Origin of the sequence: Rhizobacter sp. (assembly GCF_031412075.1) — a bacterium.
In the GTDB taxonomy this organism is placed as follows: domain Bacteria; phylum Pseudomonadota; class Gammaproteobacteria; order Burkholderiales; family Burkholderiaceae_C; genus Rhizobacter.
Map to the genome: position 1 here is coordinate 1 of NZ_JANOCG010000634.1, position 15,775 is coordinate 15,775.

The 15,775-nt window shown below is 65.8% G+C and carries 21 protein-coding genes; 19 read left to right on the forward strand and 2 right to left on the reverse strand.

Going from position 1 to position 15,775, the window contains the following annotated elements:
• From RMO40_RS23275 to RMO40_RS23315, 9 genes are all read left to right on the forward strand, one after another.
• Positions 1 to 246 (forward strand): FliM/FliN family flagellar motor switch protein (locus tag RMO40_RS23275; protein WP_309725981.1); only part of this gene is annotated, 246 nt, incomplete at its 5' end.
• Positions 247 to 254: 8 nt separating this feature from the next.
• Positions 255 to 593 carry a FliM/FliN family flagellar motor switch protein gene (locus RMO40_RS23280; RefSeq protein ID WP_309725982.1) on the forward strand — a complete coding sequence of 113 codons (339 nt, stop codon included), beginning with the start codon at positions 255 to 257 and terminating at the stop codon, positions 591 to 593.
• Between the two features lie 5 nt (positions 594 to 598).
• Positions 599 to 1,006 (forward strand): flagellar biosynthetic protein FliO, encoded by a 408-nt coding sequence (locus tag RMO40_RS23285; protein ID WP_309725983.1) that lies wholly within the window; start codon positions 599 to 601, stop codon positions 1,004 to 1,006.
• A complete protein-coding gene (gene fliP, locus RMO40_RS23290) occupies positions 1,003 to 1,797 on the forward strand; it encodes a flagellar type III secretion system pore protein FliP (RefSeq protein ID WP_309725984.1) in 795 nt (264 codons plus the stop codon). The genes RMO40_RS23285 and fliP overlap by 4 nt, the downstream gene beginning before the upstream one ends.
• Positions 1,798 to 1,842: 45 nt before the next feature.
• Complete coding sequence (locus RMO40_RS23295) at positions 1,843 to 2,550, forward strand: sigma-70 family RNA polymerase sigma factor (RefSeq protein WP_309725985.1); 708 nt, start codon at positions 1,843 to 1,845, stop codon at positions 2,548 to 2,550.
• A 25-nt stretch (positions 2,551 to 2,575) separates the two neighbouring features.
• On the forward strand, positions 2,576 to 2,965 hold the full coding sequence (locus RMO40_RS23300) for a hypothetical protein (protein ID WP_309725986.1): 390 nt from the start codon (positions 2,576 to 2,578) through the stop codon (positions 2,963 to 2,965).
• 699 nt (positions 2,966 to 3,664) lie between these two features.
• Positions 3,665 to 3,919, forward strand: coding sequence for a hypothetical protein (locus RMO40_RS23305; protein WP_309725987.1), 255 nt, complete (start codon positions 3,665 to 3,667; stop codon positions 3,917 to 3,919).
• Positions 3,920 to 4,100: 181 nt separating this feature from the next.
• The gene (locus tag RMO40_RS23310; protein WP_309725988.1) at positions 4,101 to 4,424 is read left to right on the forward strand and encodes a hypothetical protein; all 324 of its coding nucleotides are present in this window, start codon (positions 4,101 to 4,103) and stop codon (positions 4,422 to 4,424) included.
• 131 nt (positions 4,425 to 4,555) lie between these two features.
• Complete coding sequence (locus RMO40_RS23315; protein ID WP_309725989.1) at positions 4,556 to 5,461, forward strand: LysR substrate-binding domain-containing protein; 906 nt, start codon at positions 4,556 to 4,558, stop codon at positions 5,459 to 5,461.
• A gap of 19 nt (positions 5,462 to 5,480) precedes the next feature.
• On the opposite strand, the gene RMO40_RS23320 is transcribed toward RMO40_RS23315, so the two are convergent.
• Positions 5,481 to 6,317, reverse strand: coding sequence for a fumarylacetoacetate hydrolase family protein (locus RMO40_RS23320; RefSeq protein ID WP_309725990.1), 837 nt, complete (start codon positions 6,315 to 6,317; stop codon positions 5,481 to 5,483).
• 221 nt (positions 6,318 to 6,538) lie between these two features.
• Here RMO40_RS23320 and RMO40_RS23325 point away from each other — a divergent pair, with 221 nt between their 5' ends.
• From RMO40_RS23325 to RMO40_RS23370, 10 genes are all read left to right on the forward strand, one after another.
• Positions 6,539 to 8,185, forward strand: a complete 1,647-nt coding sequence (locus RMO40_RS23325) for an FAD-dependent oxidoreductase (RefSeq protein WP_309725991.1) — start codon at positions 6,539 to 6,541, stop codon at positions 8,183 to 8,185.
• 74 nt (positions 8,186 to 8,259) lie between these two features.
• Positions 8,260 to 9,432 carry an ABC transporter substrate-binding protein gene (locus tag RMO40_RS23330; RefSeq protein WP_309725992.1) on the forward strand — a complete coding sequence of 391 codons (1,173 nt, stop codon included), beginning with the start codon at positions 8,260 to 8,262 and terminating at the stop codon, positions 9,430 to 9,432.
• Positions 9,433 to 9,463: 31 nt separating this feature from the next.
• Positions 9,464 to 10,384, forward strand: a complete 921-nt coding sequence (locus RMO40_RS23335) for an ABC transporter permease subunit (RefSeq protein WP_309725993.1) — start codon at positions 9,464 to 9,466, stop codon at positions 10,382 to 10,384.
• A complete protein-coding gene (locus tag RMO40_RS23340) occupies positions 10,377 to 11,408 on the forward strand; it encodes an ABC transporter permease subunit (protein ID WP_309725994.1) in 1,032 nt (343 codons plus the stop codon). Before RMO40_RS23335 ends, RMO40_RS23340 begins: the two co-directional genes overlap by 8 nt.
• A complete protein-coding gene (locus RMO40_RS23345; RefSeq protein WP_309725995.1) occupies positions 11,405 to 12,157 on the forward strand; it encodes an ABC transporter ATP-binding protein in 753 nt (250 codons plus the stop codon). The genes RMO40_RS23340 and RMO40_RS23345 overlap by 4 nt, the downstream gene beginning before the upstream one ends.
• Positions 12,154 to 12,867, forward strand: a complete 714-nt coding sequence (locus tag RMO40_RS23350) for an ATP-binding cassette domain-containing protein (RefSeq protein WP_309725996.1) — start codon at positions 12,154 to 12,156, stop codon at positions 12,865 to 12,867. The genes RMO40_RS23345 and RMO40_RS23350 overlap by 4 nt, the downstream gene beginning before the upstream one ends.
• Positions 12,868 to 12,894: 27 nt before the next feature.
• Positions 12,895 to 13,527: an NmrA family NAD(P)-binding protein gene (locus tag RMO40_RS23355; protein ID WP_309725997.1), complete on the forward strand. Its 633-nt coding sequence runs from the start codon at positions 12,895 to 12,897 to the stop codon at positions 13,525 to 13,527.
• The gene (locus tag RMO40_RS23360; protein ID WP_309725998.1) at positions 13,515 to 13,778 is read left to right on the forward strand and encodes a hypothetical protein; all 264 of its coding nucleotides are present in this window, start codon (positions 13,515 to 13,517) and stop codon (positions 13,776 to 13,778) included. Before RMO40_RS23355 ends, RMO40_RS23360 begins: the two co-directional genes overlap by 13 nt.
• Positions 13,775 to 14,584, forward strand: coding sequence for an alpha/beta fold hydrolase (locus tag RMO40_RS23365; RefSeq protein ID WP_309725999.1), 810 nt, complete (start codon positions 13,775 to 13,777; stop codon positions 14,582 to 14,584). Before RMO40_RS23360 ends, RMO40_RS23365 begins: the two co-directional genes overlap by 4 nt.
• A gap of 11 nt (positions 14,585 to 14,595) precedes the next feature.
• A complete protein-coding gene (locus RMO40_RS23370) occupies positions 14,596 to 14,907 on the forward strand; it encodes an Lrp/AsnC ligand binding domain-containing protein (RefSeq protein WP_309726000.1) in 312 nt (103 codons plus the stop codon).
• A 49-nt stretch (positions 14,908 to 14,956) separates the two neighbouring features.
• Here RMO40_RS23370 and RMO40_RS23375 read toward each other — a convergent pair.
• Positions 14,957 to 15,775, reverse strand: an 819-nt coding sequence (locus tag RMO40_RS23375; protein ID WP_489660230.1) for a transketolase-like TK C-terminal-containing protein, incomplete at its 5' end; no start/stop codon positions are given.

Sequence of the window (15,775 nt, forward strand, 5' to 3'; positions counted from 1 at the left end):
GTGCCGGGGTGGTCACCTGCCAAGGTGCTGGCCCATGTGCCCATCCGCCTCACGGTGGAGCTGGGTCAGGCCGAGGTGAGCGTGGGCTCGTTGTCGGCGATCGGCCTCGACGACGTGATCCTCGTGGGCAGCACCACCGCCGCCCCCATCGTCATGCGCGTCGATGGCAGCGACCAGAAACTCCGCGCCTTCCTCGGCCGGCAGGGCGCTCAGCGCGCCGTGCAGGTCGTTGCCGCTTCCAAATGAGCACATCCATGAAAAACGAACACATCGAAACTGTCCAGACCCTGCACGCTGTTGACCTCACCCCGCTGCAGCCGGTGGCCTCTGAGGTGGCGGCTGCACCCTCACTGCGCATGGCCGCCCTGGCGGGCGTGAAGACGCAGGTGCAGGTGATTGCCGGCCACGTCACCACCACCATCGGCGAAATCCTGAACCTCAAGGAAGGCACCGTCTTCAAGCTCGACACGCAGCTCAACGCACCGTTTGACATCATGGTCAACGACAACGTCATCGCGCGTGGCGAGCTGGTCGCCGTGGGCGACCACTTCGGCGTCTGCGTCACCCACGTGCAAGCTGCGCTCGGCAGGTGAGCGCCGTGCCTTACAGGTTGGCACCGCCCGCGCTGACCATCGCCCTATGGGCCGCGTCGGGTCTGGCCTGGGGCCAGGCGAGTGCCCCCGCCATCCCGTATCGCTCGGCCATGACGGGCGACACGCCCGATCCGCAGCAATGGCTGCTGGCGGTGCTCGGCTGTGCGCTGCTCCTGGCGGCCTTGATTTTTGCGATTCGCCGGTTCGGCGCGCGCTTGCCGCGGCTCGCCGCCCAGCAGCGGCACACGAAGGTGCTGGAGCGCACGCCGCTTGCCCACGGCGTGCAACTCATGGTCGTCGAGTACGGCGAGCGCCGCCTCTTGCTGTCGGTCACCGCGGCGGGCAGCACCTGCCTGCGCGATGACGCGGTGAGTGCGGTCGCGCCAGTTCAACCCAGTGGAGCTGGCACGTGAGCTCGCAGGCAGAGAAGGGCTCGAACCCGCCCGCTTCGCACTGGTTGCGCTGGGCGGTTTTGTTGAGCCTGGGCCTCGCGGGCGCATCGGCCTTCGCGGCGGCGCAGGCACCAATGCCCTCCGGTCTTCCACTGCAATGGGCCGAGAAGACGGCCGGTTCGCCCGAGATGACGTCGGCGATGCGCGTGTTTCTTGCGCTCACCGCGCTGAGCTGTATCCCGGCTGTGCTGATCTGCATGACCTCGTTCGTGCGCATCGTCATCGTGCTGTCGATGCTGCGCCATGCCATCGGCCTGCTCGAGACGCCGCCCAACATGGTGGTGATCACGCTGGCGCTCTTTCTCACGCTGTTTTCCATGCAACCGGTGCTGGAGAAGATCAACAGCAACGCCGTTATTCCCTATACCGAGGGCAAGGCCAGCCTCAACGCCGCGCTCAACAGTGGCAAAGAGCCCATCAAGGAGTTCATGGTGCGGCAAACGCGCGAGACCGACCTGATGCTGATGATCGAGGTGGCCAGCGCCAAGCGTCCCGCGTCGATGGACGACATCAGCATGCTGCACTTGATCCCGGCCTACATGCTGTCGGAGTTGCGCGCTGCTTTTCAGATCGGCTTCATGATCTTCCTGCCCTTCTTGCTGGTTGACCTGATCGTGGCCAGCGTGTTGATGGCGCTGGGCATGATGATGGTGCCGCCCTCGACGGTATCTGTGCCAGTCAAGCTCCTGTTGTTTGTGCTGATCGATGGGTGGCACATCGTGGCGCGGGCCCTGCTCGGCTCGTTTCATTGACGGCGCACCGTGGCTCCGAGAGCTCGCACAACGCAGACGGGTGACGTGGGGCCGCTCTGGGCACGCTGGGTCGAGCAGCGCAACCCGTTCGACCGCCACACCCTGGTGGAGCGCTACACCGGCTTCACGCGCATGCTCGCGGCTAAGTGTTATTCGGGCCGCATCAGCCATGAGCTGGAGTTTGGTGACTACCTGCAATTCGCCATGGTCGGCCTGCTGGAGTCGATCGATCGCTTCAACCCCGCGATGGGCGCGAAGTTCGAGACCTTTGCCAGCCACCGCATCAACGGCGCGATCCTCAATGGCGTCGAGAGCCTGAGCGAAGTGCAGCGCCAGGCCTCGGTGCGACACCGCGTGGTGAAAGAGCGCGCAGCCTCACTTGCCGAGAATGCGTTGGCCGAGCCTGTGTCGGCGCTGGAAAGGTTGGCGGAAGTGGCCATCGGGCTGGCCCTGGGCTTTGCGCTCGAAGACTCAGGCGTGTATGAGAGCGACGGTGAGCGAACCCTGCCAGACAATGCCTACAGCCGTCTTGAAATGCACCAACTCAGCCGGCGTCTCGCCGATTGTGTGGAGTCGCTGCCGGAGCAGCAACGGGCGGTGATTCACCGGCACTATTTCCAGCAGATGCCCTTTGTAGAGATTGCAGATGCGCTCAAGCTGACCAAGGGCCGCGTGTCCCAGATTCACAGCGCGGCTTTGTTGAGCTTGCGCGCGCTTCAGAAGCGTCATGCACTGTTTGAAATGACGCTGTAGTTGAACGCGGACTGAGGAGTTCCACATGGTTGACCGGCTTGGATCATTGACACGCGCGATTGCCACCTTGCGCAAGAGTCTCGACGCGCCCGGCGTCACCTCACCGAAGCCATCTGCCGGCGCCCCGACACAGCAGCAGCGTTCGCCGCAAGATGGCGGCGTGCTAACGGCCCAGTCTCATGTGAGTACGCTGGCCTCGCGCCTGATAGTGCTGCGGCGGGACGACCCGCAGCGCACCCGCAAGGCGCTGCGACTTTTCATCGAGGCTGTGCTGCTCGACGAACTGGGCGGAGAGTTCATCCTGAGCGCCGAGTTCGAGCGGCTGGTCGACCGGTCGCTCTCTGCTATCGAGAAAGACGAGGCCCTTCGAGATACGCTGCTCCAAGCCACTCAAGAACTGTTCCCCGAGCGGTAGCCCAACGCCGCGGGCAGGTACTCCAGAGTTTCAGAAACTGGCTCTGCCGGACTGCCTTCACTGCGCTCCGCTCAGAGTGAGATAGCTGCCGTTCGATCACGTCTGATGGTCCACCCGCGCTCATGCAGCATTGTGGATGCCATGCTGCGAAACCCGTATGCGGTGAGAGTGGTGCGGGGTCGTAGCCGATGCATGACCATCCGGCCCCAGCGGTCGTTTTCCGCGAGCAGCGCAATCGAGTGCGAAAAGCCAACGACGTAAACTGCGGCTGTCAGCGGCGCCGGGAGTGAAGCGGTTTGAGTCGGCTGAAAAGATGTAACGTTTTAGACAGGGGAACAGGCCGGGGGAACAAATTCGGCCCCGTGGGCCAGATTAAGCACTGGCGCGGCCTCTCCGCGATCGTTCAAGTCCCTCCGGGCCACCAAGCCGTTCCAGAAGGTCCCAATCGATCTCGGGAAGTGCCGGAAACCTAGAAAATACGCGGGTTTCAAGGCCAAAGCCGATTCAAGCGGTTTCGTAACCTCTCACCCCAAATGGCCGCGATGGCGGGGGAAGAGGAGCGAAATCGGGGTCACCGGACTCAGTTTGTTCCCCCATGGTGCTCACCGATGTTGTCTGCCGCAACTCCGCGTGTCCCGCTGACAAGGCGCGTGTGCGCCTGGCTGACTGGGGCACCACGCCGAGGCCGGATCGAAGAAGGTGTCGGTCTGGCTGAAGGATGCCTGCAAGGCGCGTGACGAGGCGCGCAAGTTGCTGCGCACCGGCACCGATCCGGCACAGAAACGCCAGCTCGACAAGCTGACCCGCCAGGCCGTGGCCGGCATCACCTTCGAAGCCGTCGCCCGCGGGCTGCACGCCACCAAGCGCAGCGGCTGGAGCCCACGCGATGCCGCGCGCTGGATCGAGCGCAATAGCGTCGTTAACCTGTTGGGCACCAAGGGACACGGCCCCTAGCGAGGCTCGTCCGGGCTTCGCTCTCCCATCGCGATTACTGAAACTGATCAACCTCTGTCTTTCTTCATCTCTTGCGTATAGGAGCAGCGCTCTAGGATTGGGGTCGAATCAAGACAGGAGACCATCAATGTTCAGCAACGCCGCAGTAGCCACCGATCTGATGTCCTGCGCAAGCTGAGCCATGTGGATCCGTTCAGCGTTTTGGTTGGGCAAGCCCAAAGCCGGCATGGAGGCGCAGTTCCAGGCCCTGATGGACAACAGCATCGTGCCGGGCCTGGAGGCCTTGCCTGGGGTGCGCAGCGCCAGGGCCCTGTGGCCCAAGGGGCGTGAAGACAACCCTCCCGATATCTGTTGCCAGATCCTCGTGGAGTTCGACACGCGCGCCGAGGTGGATCGCATGCTGGCCTCGCCCGAGCGTGGGTCCATGCGGCCCAAGGTGCTTGAGGTCAAGGCTCTCTTTGAGGGGCAGTTCAGCCACATCGACTACGAAGTTGGCCCGGCGTGAATCTTTCATGATCGGTGGCGTGCCAGGGGCTTCACCGAGGGATCGCACTGAGAGCGGTGACAGTGGATCGCACTAATCTTGCCTCAGCGATAACAAACGCTGATCGCCGTCGGCGGTCAGCCGGCCCTCAGATGAAACTCAATTCCCTGCGTGACTTCATGGCTGTGGCCGAGCGCGGCAGCCTGCGCGCCGCCGCGCGCCAGCTCGACGTCACCCAACCCGCCATCACCCGCAGCATCCAGGAGCTCGAGAAGGAGCTGGGCGTGGTGCTCTTCGAGCGCCGCGCCAAGGGTGTCTCGCTCACGCAGATGGGCGAGCTCTTTCTGCGCCGCTCCAAGGCCGTGCGCAGCGAGCTGCAGCGCGCGCGCGATGAGATCGACCAGATGCGCGGCCGTATCAACGGCCAGATCACGGTGTGCATGTCGGGCGTGCCGCACATGGCCATGCTGCCCGATGCGCTGGCCGCGTTTCGCCAGCGCTACCCCGACGTCAAGCTCGACATCATCGACGGCCTGCTGCCCAGCGTGGAGGCCGAGCTGAAAGACGGTATCGTCGATTGCTACATCGGTCCCACGCTCGAAGAAGTTTCGCCCGAACTCAGCGTCGAGAAGCTGCTCGACAACAAGCGCGTCATCGTCAGCCGGCGCGGCCACCCGCTGGCCAATGCGACCTCGCTGCGCGATCTGGTCGATGCCGAATGGGTCACCACCTCGGTCACCTACAAGGCTGAAGAAGAGCTGTGCCCGCTGTTCGCGAGCTACGGGCTGCCGCCGCCGCGCATGATCGTGCAGGCACGCTCGGCGCTCACCTTCCTCTTCACGGTGGCCTACTCCGATTTGCTGATGCTGCTGCCCATCCAGTGGACGCAGGCACCGCTGTTCCGCCAGGCCCTGCAGCCCATCCACGTGCAGGAAGACCTGCCTTCGCCGCCGATCTGCATCGTGCGGCGCAACAGCCTGCCACTCACTCCCGCGGCGGAATACTTCTGCGACATGATCCGCCGCGCCAGCCGCCACATGGATTCGTTGATCGGCTGAGCGCGGCGAGCGCTTCGTTCTAGCGCACGGTCTGGCGCTGCGTGCCCAGCGGCCCGCCCGAGAGCTCCATCACGTCGCCGCGCTTCAAAAACTGTTGCGGCTTCATGCCCAGGCCCACGCCGGCGGGCGTGCCGGTGATGATCACGTCGCCGGGCAGCAGCGTCATGAACTGGCTCAGGTAAGACACGATCTCGGCCACGCTGAAGATCATGTCGGCCGTGCTGCTCTGCTGGCGGCGCTTGCCGTTGACCGAGAGCTCGATCTCGACACGCTGCGGGTCGGGCAGCTCGTCGGTGGTCACGAGCCAGGGGCCGATCGGGCCGAAGCCGTCGAAGCTCTTGCCCTTGCCCCACTGTCCGCCGCGCTTGATCTGCCAGTCGCGTTCCGACACGTCGTTGGCCAGCACGTAGCCTGCAACGTATGAAAGCGCATCGGCCTTGGCCACGCGCTGCGCGAGGCTTCCGATCACGATGCCGAGCTCCACTTCCCAATCGCCTTGCAGCGAGCCCTCGGGCAGGGTGATCTCGTCATGGGGGCCGGCCAGCGAGGTGATGGCCTTGGTGAAGAACACCGGCTCCACCGGCAGCTCAAGCCCGGCTTCTTGCGCGTGCTTGCGGTAGTTGAGGCCGATGGCCAGGAACTGGCGCACGCCGTTCACGGGCACGCCGATGCGCGTGCCCGCCGGCACCGGCGGCATGCGCTTGAGGTCGATCGCGCCCAGCGCTTGCAGCTTGGCAGGCGCGAGAGAGTCGGGAGTGATGTCGGCAATCAGCAGCGACAGGTCGCGCATCTGACCATCGGCGTCGAGCGCACCAGCGCGCTCCTGGCCCAGCGGGCCGTGGCGGAACAGTTTCATGGTGGAGGTGTCCTGGGTAGCGTCACGCGCAAGTTCACGTGACTGGCAGAAGATGGTAGGTCGGAGCTTTGCAACGAAGGAGATTGCGCTCTCGGTGTGTCGATGCCACGTTGGCATCGCCGAGCGCGATGCCGCGGCGTCATCAGGGACGCCTTTTTTGCATCTTCTGCAGGCACATCCGTCTCCCTACGATCCGCTTCACTTTGAAACGGATGGGGTGGGTGAACGTGAATCGCGATGTGGTCGACAGGCGGGTTCTCATCGTCGGCGCCGGGCCGACGGGTTTGGCTCTCGCCATTGAATTGGGGCAGCGCTCCATCCCTTGCCTCGTGATCGAGCGCAACTCGCGCGTGGGACATGCGCCGCGCGCCAAGACGACCAATGTGCGCACCCGTGAGCACATGCGCCGATGGGGCATTGCCGACAAGCTGCGAGCGCAGTCGCCGCTCGGCATCGACTATCCCTCCAACGTGCTCTTCGTCACGCGGCTTGCGGGCTACGAGCTGGCGCGCTTCGAGAACGCGCTGTATTGCGGGCCGGGCAAGAACCCGTTCTACAGCGAGCATGCCCAGTGGATCCCGCAGTACACAGTCGAAGAGGTGATGCGCGCGCATGCGCAGAGCTTGGCCCACGTCGAGATCCGCTTCAACTGCGAGCTCAAGAGCTTCGAGCAGGACGGCCAGCAGGTGCGCTCGCGCGTTCGCGACGAGGCTGCGGGTAGCGAGTTCGAGGTGCGCAGCGAGTTTCTCGTCGCCGCCGACGGTGCCCGCAGCTCCGTGCGCGACGCCATTGGTGCGCGCATGCAAGGCACCTACGGCCTCTCGCGCAACTACAACGTGGTGTTTCGCGCGCCCGGCCTGGCCCACGCCCACAAGCACGGCCCGGCCATCATGTACTGGCAGGTCAACGCCGACGTGCCCAGCATCATCGGCCCGATGGACCGCGACGAGCGCTGGTTCTTCATGCCCACCTCGGTGCCCAAGGACCTGAAGTTCGATGCGAGCGACGCGCCCGCGCTGATCAAGAAGGCGAGTGGTATCGACTTGCCTTACGAGGTGCTGAGCTCCGACGAATGGGTGGCCAGCTCGCTGCTGGCCGACCGTTACCGCGACCGCCGCGTGTTTCTCGCCGGCGATGCCTGCCATCTGCACCCGCCGATGGGCGGCTACGGCATGAACATGGGCGTGGCCGATGGCGTGGACCTCGGCTGGAAGCTCGCCGCCGTGCTGCAGGGCTGGGGCGGCGCTGGTTTGCTCGACAGCTACGAGCGCGAGCGCGCGCCGGTGCACCGTTTCGTGATCGAAGAGGCCACCACCAACCACGCCGTCGGCGGCCACCAGCTCTGGCAAGACGGCCTCGAAGACGACAACGAGCGCGGCGCGAACCTGCGGCTCGAGGTGGGCGCCCGCGCCTCCGTCGCCAAGCTGCGCGAGTTCATGACCTTGGGTGTCGTGCTCGGCTACCGCTACAACGATTCGCCGGTGATCGTGGGCGACGGCACCGAAGCGCCCGCGCCCGACTTCATCAACTACGTGCCCACCTCGCGCCCCGGTCACCTGGCCCCGCACGCCTGGCTGCACGACGGCAGCTCGCTCTACGACCACTTCGGCAAGGGCTTCACGCTGCTCGACACGGGCGGTGCCAATGCCAGCAACACCAGCGGTTCAGACGCGGCCCGCGCAGCCGCGCAACAGGCCGGCGTGCCCCTGCGGGTGATCCACCCACGCGAGTCCGGCCTGCCCGGGCTCTATGCCACGCGCTACACGCTGATCCGCCCCGACCAGCACGTGGCCTGGCGCGGCAATGCCTGGCCTGACGACGGTGCGAGCCTGCTGCGTCACGTGACCGGACAGGCTGCACCGCGCTGAAAAGCATTCATCCCGTGCAAGGGCGATCCGCACCCACAACAGCCCGCACTTTTCAAGTAACCCGGAGACGAGACATGTTCAACCTCAAATCGATCGCAGCGGCGCTGGCGCTGGCTGCCATTTGCGTGGCACCGGCCGCCGCTCAATCGCCGATCAAGATCGGCTACCTCGGCACCTTCTCGGGCCCGATCGGCACGCTCGGCCAGGACAACTACGACGGCTTCATGCTCGCCATCGAGCAGCGCGGCGGCAAGCTCGGCGGTGTGCTGGTGCAGGTGCTGAAGGAGGACGATCAGTTCAAGCCCGACCTCGGCCTGCAGATCGCGCAGAAGTTCATCGAGAAGGAAAACGTGCCCATCATCACCGGCCTCATCGGCTCCAATGTGATGATGGCGGTGGCGCGGCCCATCACCGAGAAGAAGGTGTTCCTGATCGGCTCCAACGCCGGCCCCTCGGCGATGGCCGGGGCGCAGTGCTCGCCCTACCAGTACGTCGTCTCGTGGCAGAACGATGGTCATGCCGAGGCGGCAGGCAAGTTCTCGACCGACAAGGGCTACAAGCGCATGGTGCTGATCGCCCCCAACTACCAGGCGGGCAAAGACGCGCTGCAAGGTTTCAAGCGCACCTACAAGGGCGCCGTGCTCGACGAGCTGTCGCCCGGCATGGCGCAGCCCGACTTCTCGGCCGAGATTGCGCAGATCGCCGCGGCCAAGCCCGACGCGGTGTACGCCTTCTTTCCCGGCGCGCTGGCGGTCAACTTCGTGCGCCAGTACCAGCAGGCCGGGCTGGGCAAGACCATCCCGCTGCAGACCTCGTCGATGCTCGATGCCACCACGCTGCCCGCGCTGAAAGACTCGGCGCTCGGCCTCAACAGCACCCACTGGTGGGCGCCCGACCTCGACACGCCAGCCAACAAGGCCTTCGTCGAGGCCTTCGAGAAGAAGCACAGCCGCATCCCCTCGCTGTTTGCAGCGCAGGGCTACGAGGCGGCACTGCTGCTCGACGCGGCGCTCACCCGCACCAAAGGCAACGTGAGCGACAAGGAGGTCTTCATGGCAGCCCTGAAGGCCGGCAACCCGAAATCGGTGCGCGGCACCCTCAAGTTCGGCAACAACAACTTCCCCATCCACGACTACCTGGCCTTCACGGTGATCAAGGACGCGAGCGAGCGCTACACGCTCAAGACCGTGGCCACGCCCTTGAAGAACCACCAGGATGCGTACCACGCGCTGTGCCCGCTGAAGTGATGGCGTCTGAAGTCACATCCTGCCAAACGTCATGACTGCCTCGTTGCTGCTGACGCAGCTGCTCAACGGCTTCCAGCTCGGTGTGCTGCTGTTCCTGCTGTCGGCCGGCCTCACGCTGGTGCTGGGCATCATGCACGTGATCAACCTCGCCCACGGCACGCTGTTCATGATGGGCGCGTACTTCGCGGCCACGGTGTATGGCTGGACCGGCTCGTTCGTATTGGCCGCCGTGGTGGCCATCGTGGGCAGCCTGCTGCTGGGCCTGGCCATCGAGCGGGTGGTGATCGCGCGGCTCTACGAGCGCGACCACCTCTACCAGGTGCTGGCCACCTTCGGCGTGATCCTCTTCTTCAACGAAGTGGCGCGCTACTTCTGGGGCCAGGCCCCCTTGTTCATGGACGTGCCCGAGGTGCTGTCGGGCACCGTCGACCTGTTCGGCCTGAGCTACCCGGCCTACCGCCTCGCCATCATCGGCGTAGGCCTCGCGGTCGGTGCACTGCTCTACTGGGTGGTGCACGCCACGCGCATCGGCATGCTGATCCGCGCCGGCGCCACCGATGCGGGCATGGTGGCTGCGTTGGGAGTCAACATCCGCCGGCTCAACGCGCTGGTGTTCGCGGCCGGTGCCGCACTCGCCGGCCTGGCCGGTGTGATGGCCGGTCCCATCCTGTCGGTGCAGCCGGGCATGGGTGAACCGATCCTGATCCTCACGCTGGTGGTGCTCATCACCGGTGGCATCGGCTCGATCCGCGGGGCCTTCTATGGGGCGCTGCTGGTGGGCGTGGTCGACACCATCGGCCGCGCCTTCCTGCCCGGCCTGATGCGCGAGCTGATGGAGCGCTCGGTCGCACAAGCCGCCGGCCCGGCGATCGCCTCGATGCTGATCTACCTGCTGATGGCCGTGGTGCTTGCTGTGCGCCCGGCCGGTCTCTTCCCGGTGAAACATGGTTGACTTGCCGATTGCCCGCTCGATGCCGGCCACCGCTTCCCCTCAACCGCGCCGCCTCGTGCTGCACCTGAGCGTGGCCGTCGCGCTGATCGCCGCGCTCGCTCTGGTGCCGGTGTTTGCGCAGATCACCGGCAAGAGCTTCTACGTCACGTTGGTGTCGCGCATGATGATCTTTGCGCTGGCGGCCACCGGGCTCAACCTGGTGATGGGCTACGGCGCGATGGTGAGCTTCGGCCACGCGCTCTACATCGGCCTGGGCGCGTATGCGGTGGGCATTCTGTCGTTCCACGGCGTCAGCAATGGTTGGGTGCACCTGGCGGTCGCGCTCGGCGTGGGCGGGGTGCTGGCCGCGGTGATCGGCATGGTGTGTCTGCGCGCCGTCGGTGTCGCCTTCATCATGATCACGCTGGCCTTTGCGCAGATGTTCTACTTTCTCGGCATCAGCCTCAAGCAGTACGGCGGCGACGACGGCTTCAGCATCGACCTGCGCAGCAACTTCGGCATCGTCGATCTCAACAACAACGTGGTGCTGTACTACCTGATCTTCGGCGTGTTGATGGTGGTGCTGTTTGCCTTTCACCGGCTCATCCACGCGCGCTTCGGCATGGTGCTGCGCGGCTGCCGCTCCAACGAGCGGCGCATGAAGGCGCTGGGCTTCCCCACGCAGCAGGTCAAGCTCACGGCCTACGTGCTGTCGGCCCTGGTGTGCGTGCTGGCCGGCATGCTGCTGGCCAACATGACGCGCTTTGTTTCGCCGTCGTACATGCAGTGGATCGTCTCGGGCGACCTGGTGGTGATGGTGGTGCTCGGTGGCCTGGGCACGCTGATAGGCCCGGTGGTGGGTGCCGTGCTATGGCTCTCGATGGAAGAGGCCTTGTCGTCGTTCAGCATCGGCTGGGCCCCGCTCGACGAGCTGGTGCGCAACCACTGGCTGGGCCTGCTGGGCCTGGTGTCGCTGGGTGTTGCGCTGCTGCTCAAGCACGGCCTGTACGGCGCGCTGAAGGTACGAGACGAGGAGGGCGCATGAGCCTCTTGTGCGTGCAAGGCCTGGTCAAGCGCTTCGGCGGTTTGGTGGCCACCGACGGCTTCGACCTCGATGTGAAGCCCGGCGAGATCCACGCCATCATCGGCCCCAACGGCGCCGGCAAGACCACGCTGATCAACCAGCTCTCGGGCGAGCTGATGCCCAACGAAGGCAGCATCCGCCTCAACGGGGTGGAGGTGGCGCAGCAGTCGGTGCAATGGCGTGCGCGGCGCGGTATCGCCCGCAGCTACCAGATCACCTCGGTGTTCCGGGAGTTCAGTGCCTTGCAAAACGTGATGCTCGCGGTGCAAGGCGCGAGCGGCGGCAGCTTCTCCTTCTGGCGGCCGGTGTCCAAAGACCACAGCCTGGTCGAGCCGGCACACGAGCTGCTGCAGCAAGTGGGCTTGAGTGCCCAGGCACACACGCGCGTGTCGGCGATGGCGCATGGCGCGCGTCGTCAGCTCGAGCTCGCGATGACCATGGCGCTCAAGCCGCAGGTGATGCTGCTCGACGAACCCATGGCGGGCATGAGCCAGCCCGAGTCGCGGGAGATGGTGAAGCTGCTGCAGGCCATCCGCGGGCGCTACGGCATCGTGCTCGTCGAGCACGACATGGACGCGGTGTTTGCCCTGGCCGACCGCATCACCGTGATGGTCTACGGCCGGCGCGTGGCCTGCGGCACGGCCGATCAGATCCGCAACGACCCTGAGGTGCGCCTGGCCTACCTCGGCGACCAGTTGGAGTCGGTATGAGCACTGCCTTGCTTGAAGTCGAGGGCATTGAAGCCCACTATGGCGCGAGCCAGGCCCTGTTCGGCCTGAGCTTCGAACTGCAAGCCGGCGAAGTGGCCACGCTGATCGGCCGCAACGGCATGGGCAAGTCGACCACCGTCAAGACGGTGATGGGCATGCTGGCACCGCGCAAAGGTCGTGTGCGCATGGCCGGGGCCGACATCACCGGCTGGCCTGCCTACAAGGTGGCGCGCCGCGGCATCGCGCTCGTGCCCGAGGGGCGGCGCATCTTCGGCACCCTCAGTGTGCGCGAGAACCTGGTGGCCACCGCCGAGAACCGGCAGGGCCGCAGCAGCCCGTGGACGCTCGCGCGCGTGTACGAGATGTTCCCGCGCCTGAAAGAGCGCGAGCGCAACCTCGGCAGCCAACTCTCGGGTGGCGAGCAGCAGATGCTCGCCATCGGCCGCGCGCTGATGACCAACCCCACGCTGCTGATCCTCGACGAAGCCACCGAGGGACTCGCGCCGTTGATCCGCGCCGAGATCTGGAACAGCCTGGCCAGGCTCAAGGCCGAGGGCATGTCGCTCGTCATCATCGACAAGAACATCGCACCCTTGCTGCGCCTGGCCGACCGGCACTTCATTGTCGAGAAGGGCCGTGTGGTATGGCAGGGCGCAAGCGAGCAACTGCGTGCGCAGCCCGAGCTGCTGCAAGCCTACGTGGGCGTCTGACCCCGCGAATCGAGGAGGATGCAAACGATGATTCTGGTCACTGCGGCCAACGGCAACCAAGGCAAGCTGCTCGTTGCGAAGCTGTTGGCCGCCCGACAGCCAGTGCGTGCCTGCGTGCAGTCTCCGGCCTCTGCCGAGCAGTTGCGCGCCCTGGGCGTGCAAGACGTGTTGGTCGGCGACATCAGCCGGCCTGAGGTCATGGTGCAGGCCGTGCGAGGTGTCGACAAGGTCTATCACATCGGCCCCACACTCCACCCACGCGAGCGCCAGATGGGCCTGGCGATCATCGACGCGGCCAAGGCAGCGGGCGTAAAACACTTCGTGCTGAGCTCGGTGCTGCACGCCATCACCACCGAGCTGGTGCAGCACGAGATCAAGCGCGACATCGAAGAGCATTTGCTGTCTTCCGGGCTGGAGTTCACCATCCTGCAACCGTCCAACTACATGCTGCCGCTCAAGCTCAAGCCCGTGTTCGAACGCGGCGTATTCGAGCTCTCGTGGTCGCTGGATCGCCGGCAGTCGATGGTCGACCTCGGCGACGTGACCGACGTGGCCGCCTCGGTGCTGGCAACAGCGAGCGCCATGCCGGAGCCACCTACGAGTTGGTGGGCCCCGGCCGCTACACCGCCCACGAGCTGGGCGCGATCATGTCGCGGGTGACGGGCAAGCCCATCGCCGTCAGCCAGATCGACGCCGACACCTACCTCAAGGCCTGGGTCGGCGACAAGGACCCCGCCGAGTGCAGCCACCAGGTGCGGGTGTTGCGCTCGATCAGCCAGCGCTACAGCGGCCACGATTTTGTCGGCAACCCGAATGTGCTGACCGGGCTGCTGAGCCGCCCGCCGACCAGCTTCGAGTCCTACTTCCGTCACCAGTACGCGGCCTACAAGTCGCGCATCGCATCCTCATGAAACACCCCACCGCAGCCATGCATGTCACTCAGTGGGGCCACGCCGGTCCCCAGGTCGTTCTGGTGCACGGCAGCGCCCAGGGCAGCCAGGTGGGCGGCGACCTCCATTTCAGCGCCCAGCAGCGCCTGGCCGAGCGCGGCTTTCAGCTGCTGGTGCCCGACCGCCCCGGCCATGGCCGCAGCCCCGACCCCGGCCGCCCCGACGACGCCGCAGCCGATGGCGCGCTGGTGGCCGATTTGTTGGGCAACGGTGCGCACCTGGTGAGCCATTCGTTCGGTGGCTGCGTGGCCCTTGCGGCAGCAGCCCAGCGGCCGCAGGCGGTGCGCTCGCTCACGATCATCGAGCCTGCGATGGCGGCACTGGCGGCACTGGCGGCCGACCTGCCGGTGGTGCGCCGCTCCATCTTCCAGATCGTGAAGACGCTGTTTTTCTCGTTCTCGGCCACCACGCGCATCGAGCGCTTCGTGAAGCTGGTGAATATCCCACCCGAGATCCGTGGTGGCTCCAGCCCCGAAGAGCTGGAGCGCATGGGCCGCGCGATCTTCCGCCTGAAGCTGCCGTCGAAGAAGTTGCTGCAGCAGCAGCTCGCCGCCGTGCGGCAGGCCGGCATCCCGGTGCTCGTGGTGTCGGGTGGCTGGAGCCCGGCCTTCGACGCCATTTCCGACCGGGTGGCCGAGCTGGGCGGGGGACGCAGGCTGGTGATCGCCTCGCCGCATCACTTCCCGCAGCAGGTGTCCGACGAGTTCAACCAGAAACTCGTGGCGTTCATGCAGGAGAGCGAAGCGCGCTTGGCGCAGAAAATGTGAATGAGCGCGTGATGACGCTCGACGCGGTCGACCTGCGCATCCTGCGAGAGCTGCAGGCCGACGCGAGCCTGTCGAAGCAGCAGACACGCGAGGCGCTCGACCACTTCGAGAGCGCGATCTGCGCGCATGACGAAGTGATGGAGTGCTACCTGATGACCGGCGACGCCGACGACCTGATCCGCGTGGCCGTGCCCGACATGGCGGCGCTCGAGCGCTTCATCATCGAACGCATTTCGCCGCTGCCGCAGGTAGAGAAAATTCGCTCCAGCTTTGCGTTGAAGCAAGTGCGCTACAAGACGGCGCTGCCGCTGGTCAACGCGTAGGCGACACCCGTTGTTCCCGCGCAGGCGGGAATGACGGGTGCTTGTCCGCTCAGCGCGTCCAGGAAGGGCGGCGGTCGGTCTGGATGCCGTAGCGCTCGATGGCTTGCACGCATGCCGTCGCGTCGACCTGGCCTTGATCGCGCAGCGCCGTCAGCGCGGCCAGCACGATGTGGTGTCTGTCGACCTCGAAGAAGCTGCGCAGTGCGGCACGTGTGTCGCTGCGGCCGAAACCGTCGGTGCCCAGCGCGACGAAGGGCGCCTGCACATGGCTGGCCACCAGCTGCGGCCAGGCACGCACGTAGTCGCTCGCGGCCACGATGGGTGCCTCGCCCGCGAGGCAACGCTGCACGTGGCTGGTCTGCTGCGTGGCCTGCGGGTGCAGGCGGTTGAAGCGCTCCACCTCGGCGGCGTCGCGCGCCAGCTCGCTGTAGCTGGTGGCGCTCCACACCTCGGCATCTACATTCCACTCGCTCGCCAACAACTCGGCCGCGGCCATCACCTCGCGCAGGATCGTGCCAGAGCCCATCAGCCGCACCTGTCCGCGAGCCTTCTTCGCGCTGTGCGTGACAAAGCGATACAGGCCCTTGATGACATCAGCCTCCACGCCCTCCGGCAGCGTGGGCTGCGCATAGTTCTCGTTCATCAGCGTGACGTAGTAGAAAACGTCTTCTTGCCGCTCCAGCATGCCGCGCATGCCGTGGTCGAGGATCACCGCAAACTCGCCCGCAAAGCAGGGGTCGTAGGCACGGCAGTTGGGCACGGTCGAGGCTTGCAGCAGGCTTGATCCATCCTGGTGCTGCAGGCCTTCGCCGCCGAGCGTGGTGCGGCCGGCGGTGGCGCCGAGCAAGAAGCCGCGTGAGCGCTGGTC

Bases quoted from the DNA above. Each gene is read 5' to 3' on its own strand.
- RMO40_RS23350 (WP_309725996.1), top strand. From the start codon at position 12,154: ATGAGCACTGCCTTGCTTGAAGTCGAGGGCATTGAAGCCCACTATGGC.
- RMO40_RS23330 (WP_309725992.1), top strand. From the start codon at position 8,260: ATGTTCAACCTCAAATCGATCGCAGCGGCGCTGGCGCTGGCTGCCATT.
- RMO40_RS23300 (WP_309725986.1), top strand. From the start codon at position 2,576: ATGGTTGACCGGCTTGGATCATTGACACGCGCGATTGCCACCTTGCGC.
- RMO40_RS23335 (WP_309725993.1), top strand. From the start codon at position 9,464: ATGACTGCCTCGTTGCTGCTGACGCAGCTGCTCAACGGCTTCCAGCTC.
- RMO40_RS23370 (WP_309726000.1), top strand. From the start codon at position 14,596: ATGACGCTCGACGCGGTCGACCTGCGCATCCTGCGAGAGCTGCAGGCC.
- RMO40_RS23315 (WP_309725989.1), top strand. From the start codon at position 4,556: ATGAAACTCAATTCCCTGCGTGACTTCATGGCTGTGGCCGAGCGCGGC.
- RMO40_RS23310 (WP_309725988.1), top strand. From the start codon at position 4,101: ATGTGGATCCGTTCAGCGTTTTGGTTGGGCAAGCCCAAAGCCGGCATG.
- RMO40_RS23280 (WP_309725982.1), top strand. From the start codon at position 255: ATGAAAAACGAACACATCGAAACTGTCCAGACCCTGCACGCTGTTGAC.
- RMO40_RS23365 (WP_309725999.1), top strand. From the start codon at position 13,775: ATGAAACACCCCACCGCAGCCATGCATGTCACTCAGTGGGGCCACGCC.
- RMO40_RS23355 (WP_309725997.1), top strand. From the start codon at position 12,895: ATGATTCTGGTCACTGCGGCCAACGGCAACCAAGGCAAGCTGCTCGTT.
- RMO40_RS23320 (WP_309725990.1), bottom strand. From the start codon at position 6,317: ATGAAACTGTTCCGCCACGGCCCGCTGGGCCAGGAGCGCGCTGGTGCG.
- RMO40_RS23340 (WP_309725994.1), top strand. From the start codon at position 10,377: ATGGTTGACTTGCCGATTGCCCGCTCGATGCCGGCCACCGCTTCCCCT.
- RMO40_RS23360 (WP_309725998.1), top strand. From the start codon at position 13,515: ATGTCGCGGGTGACGGGCAAGCCCATCGCCGTCAGCCAGATCGACGCC.
- RMO40_RS23345 (WP_309725995.1), top strand. From the start codon at position 11,405: ATGAGCCTCTTGTGCGTGCAAGGCCTGGTCAAGCGCTTCGGCGGTTTG.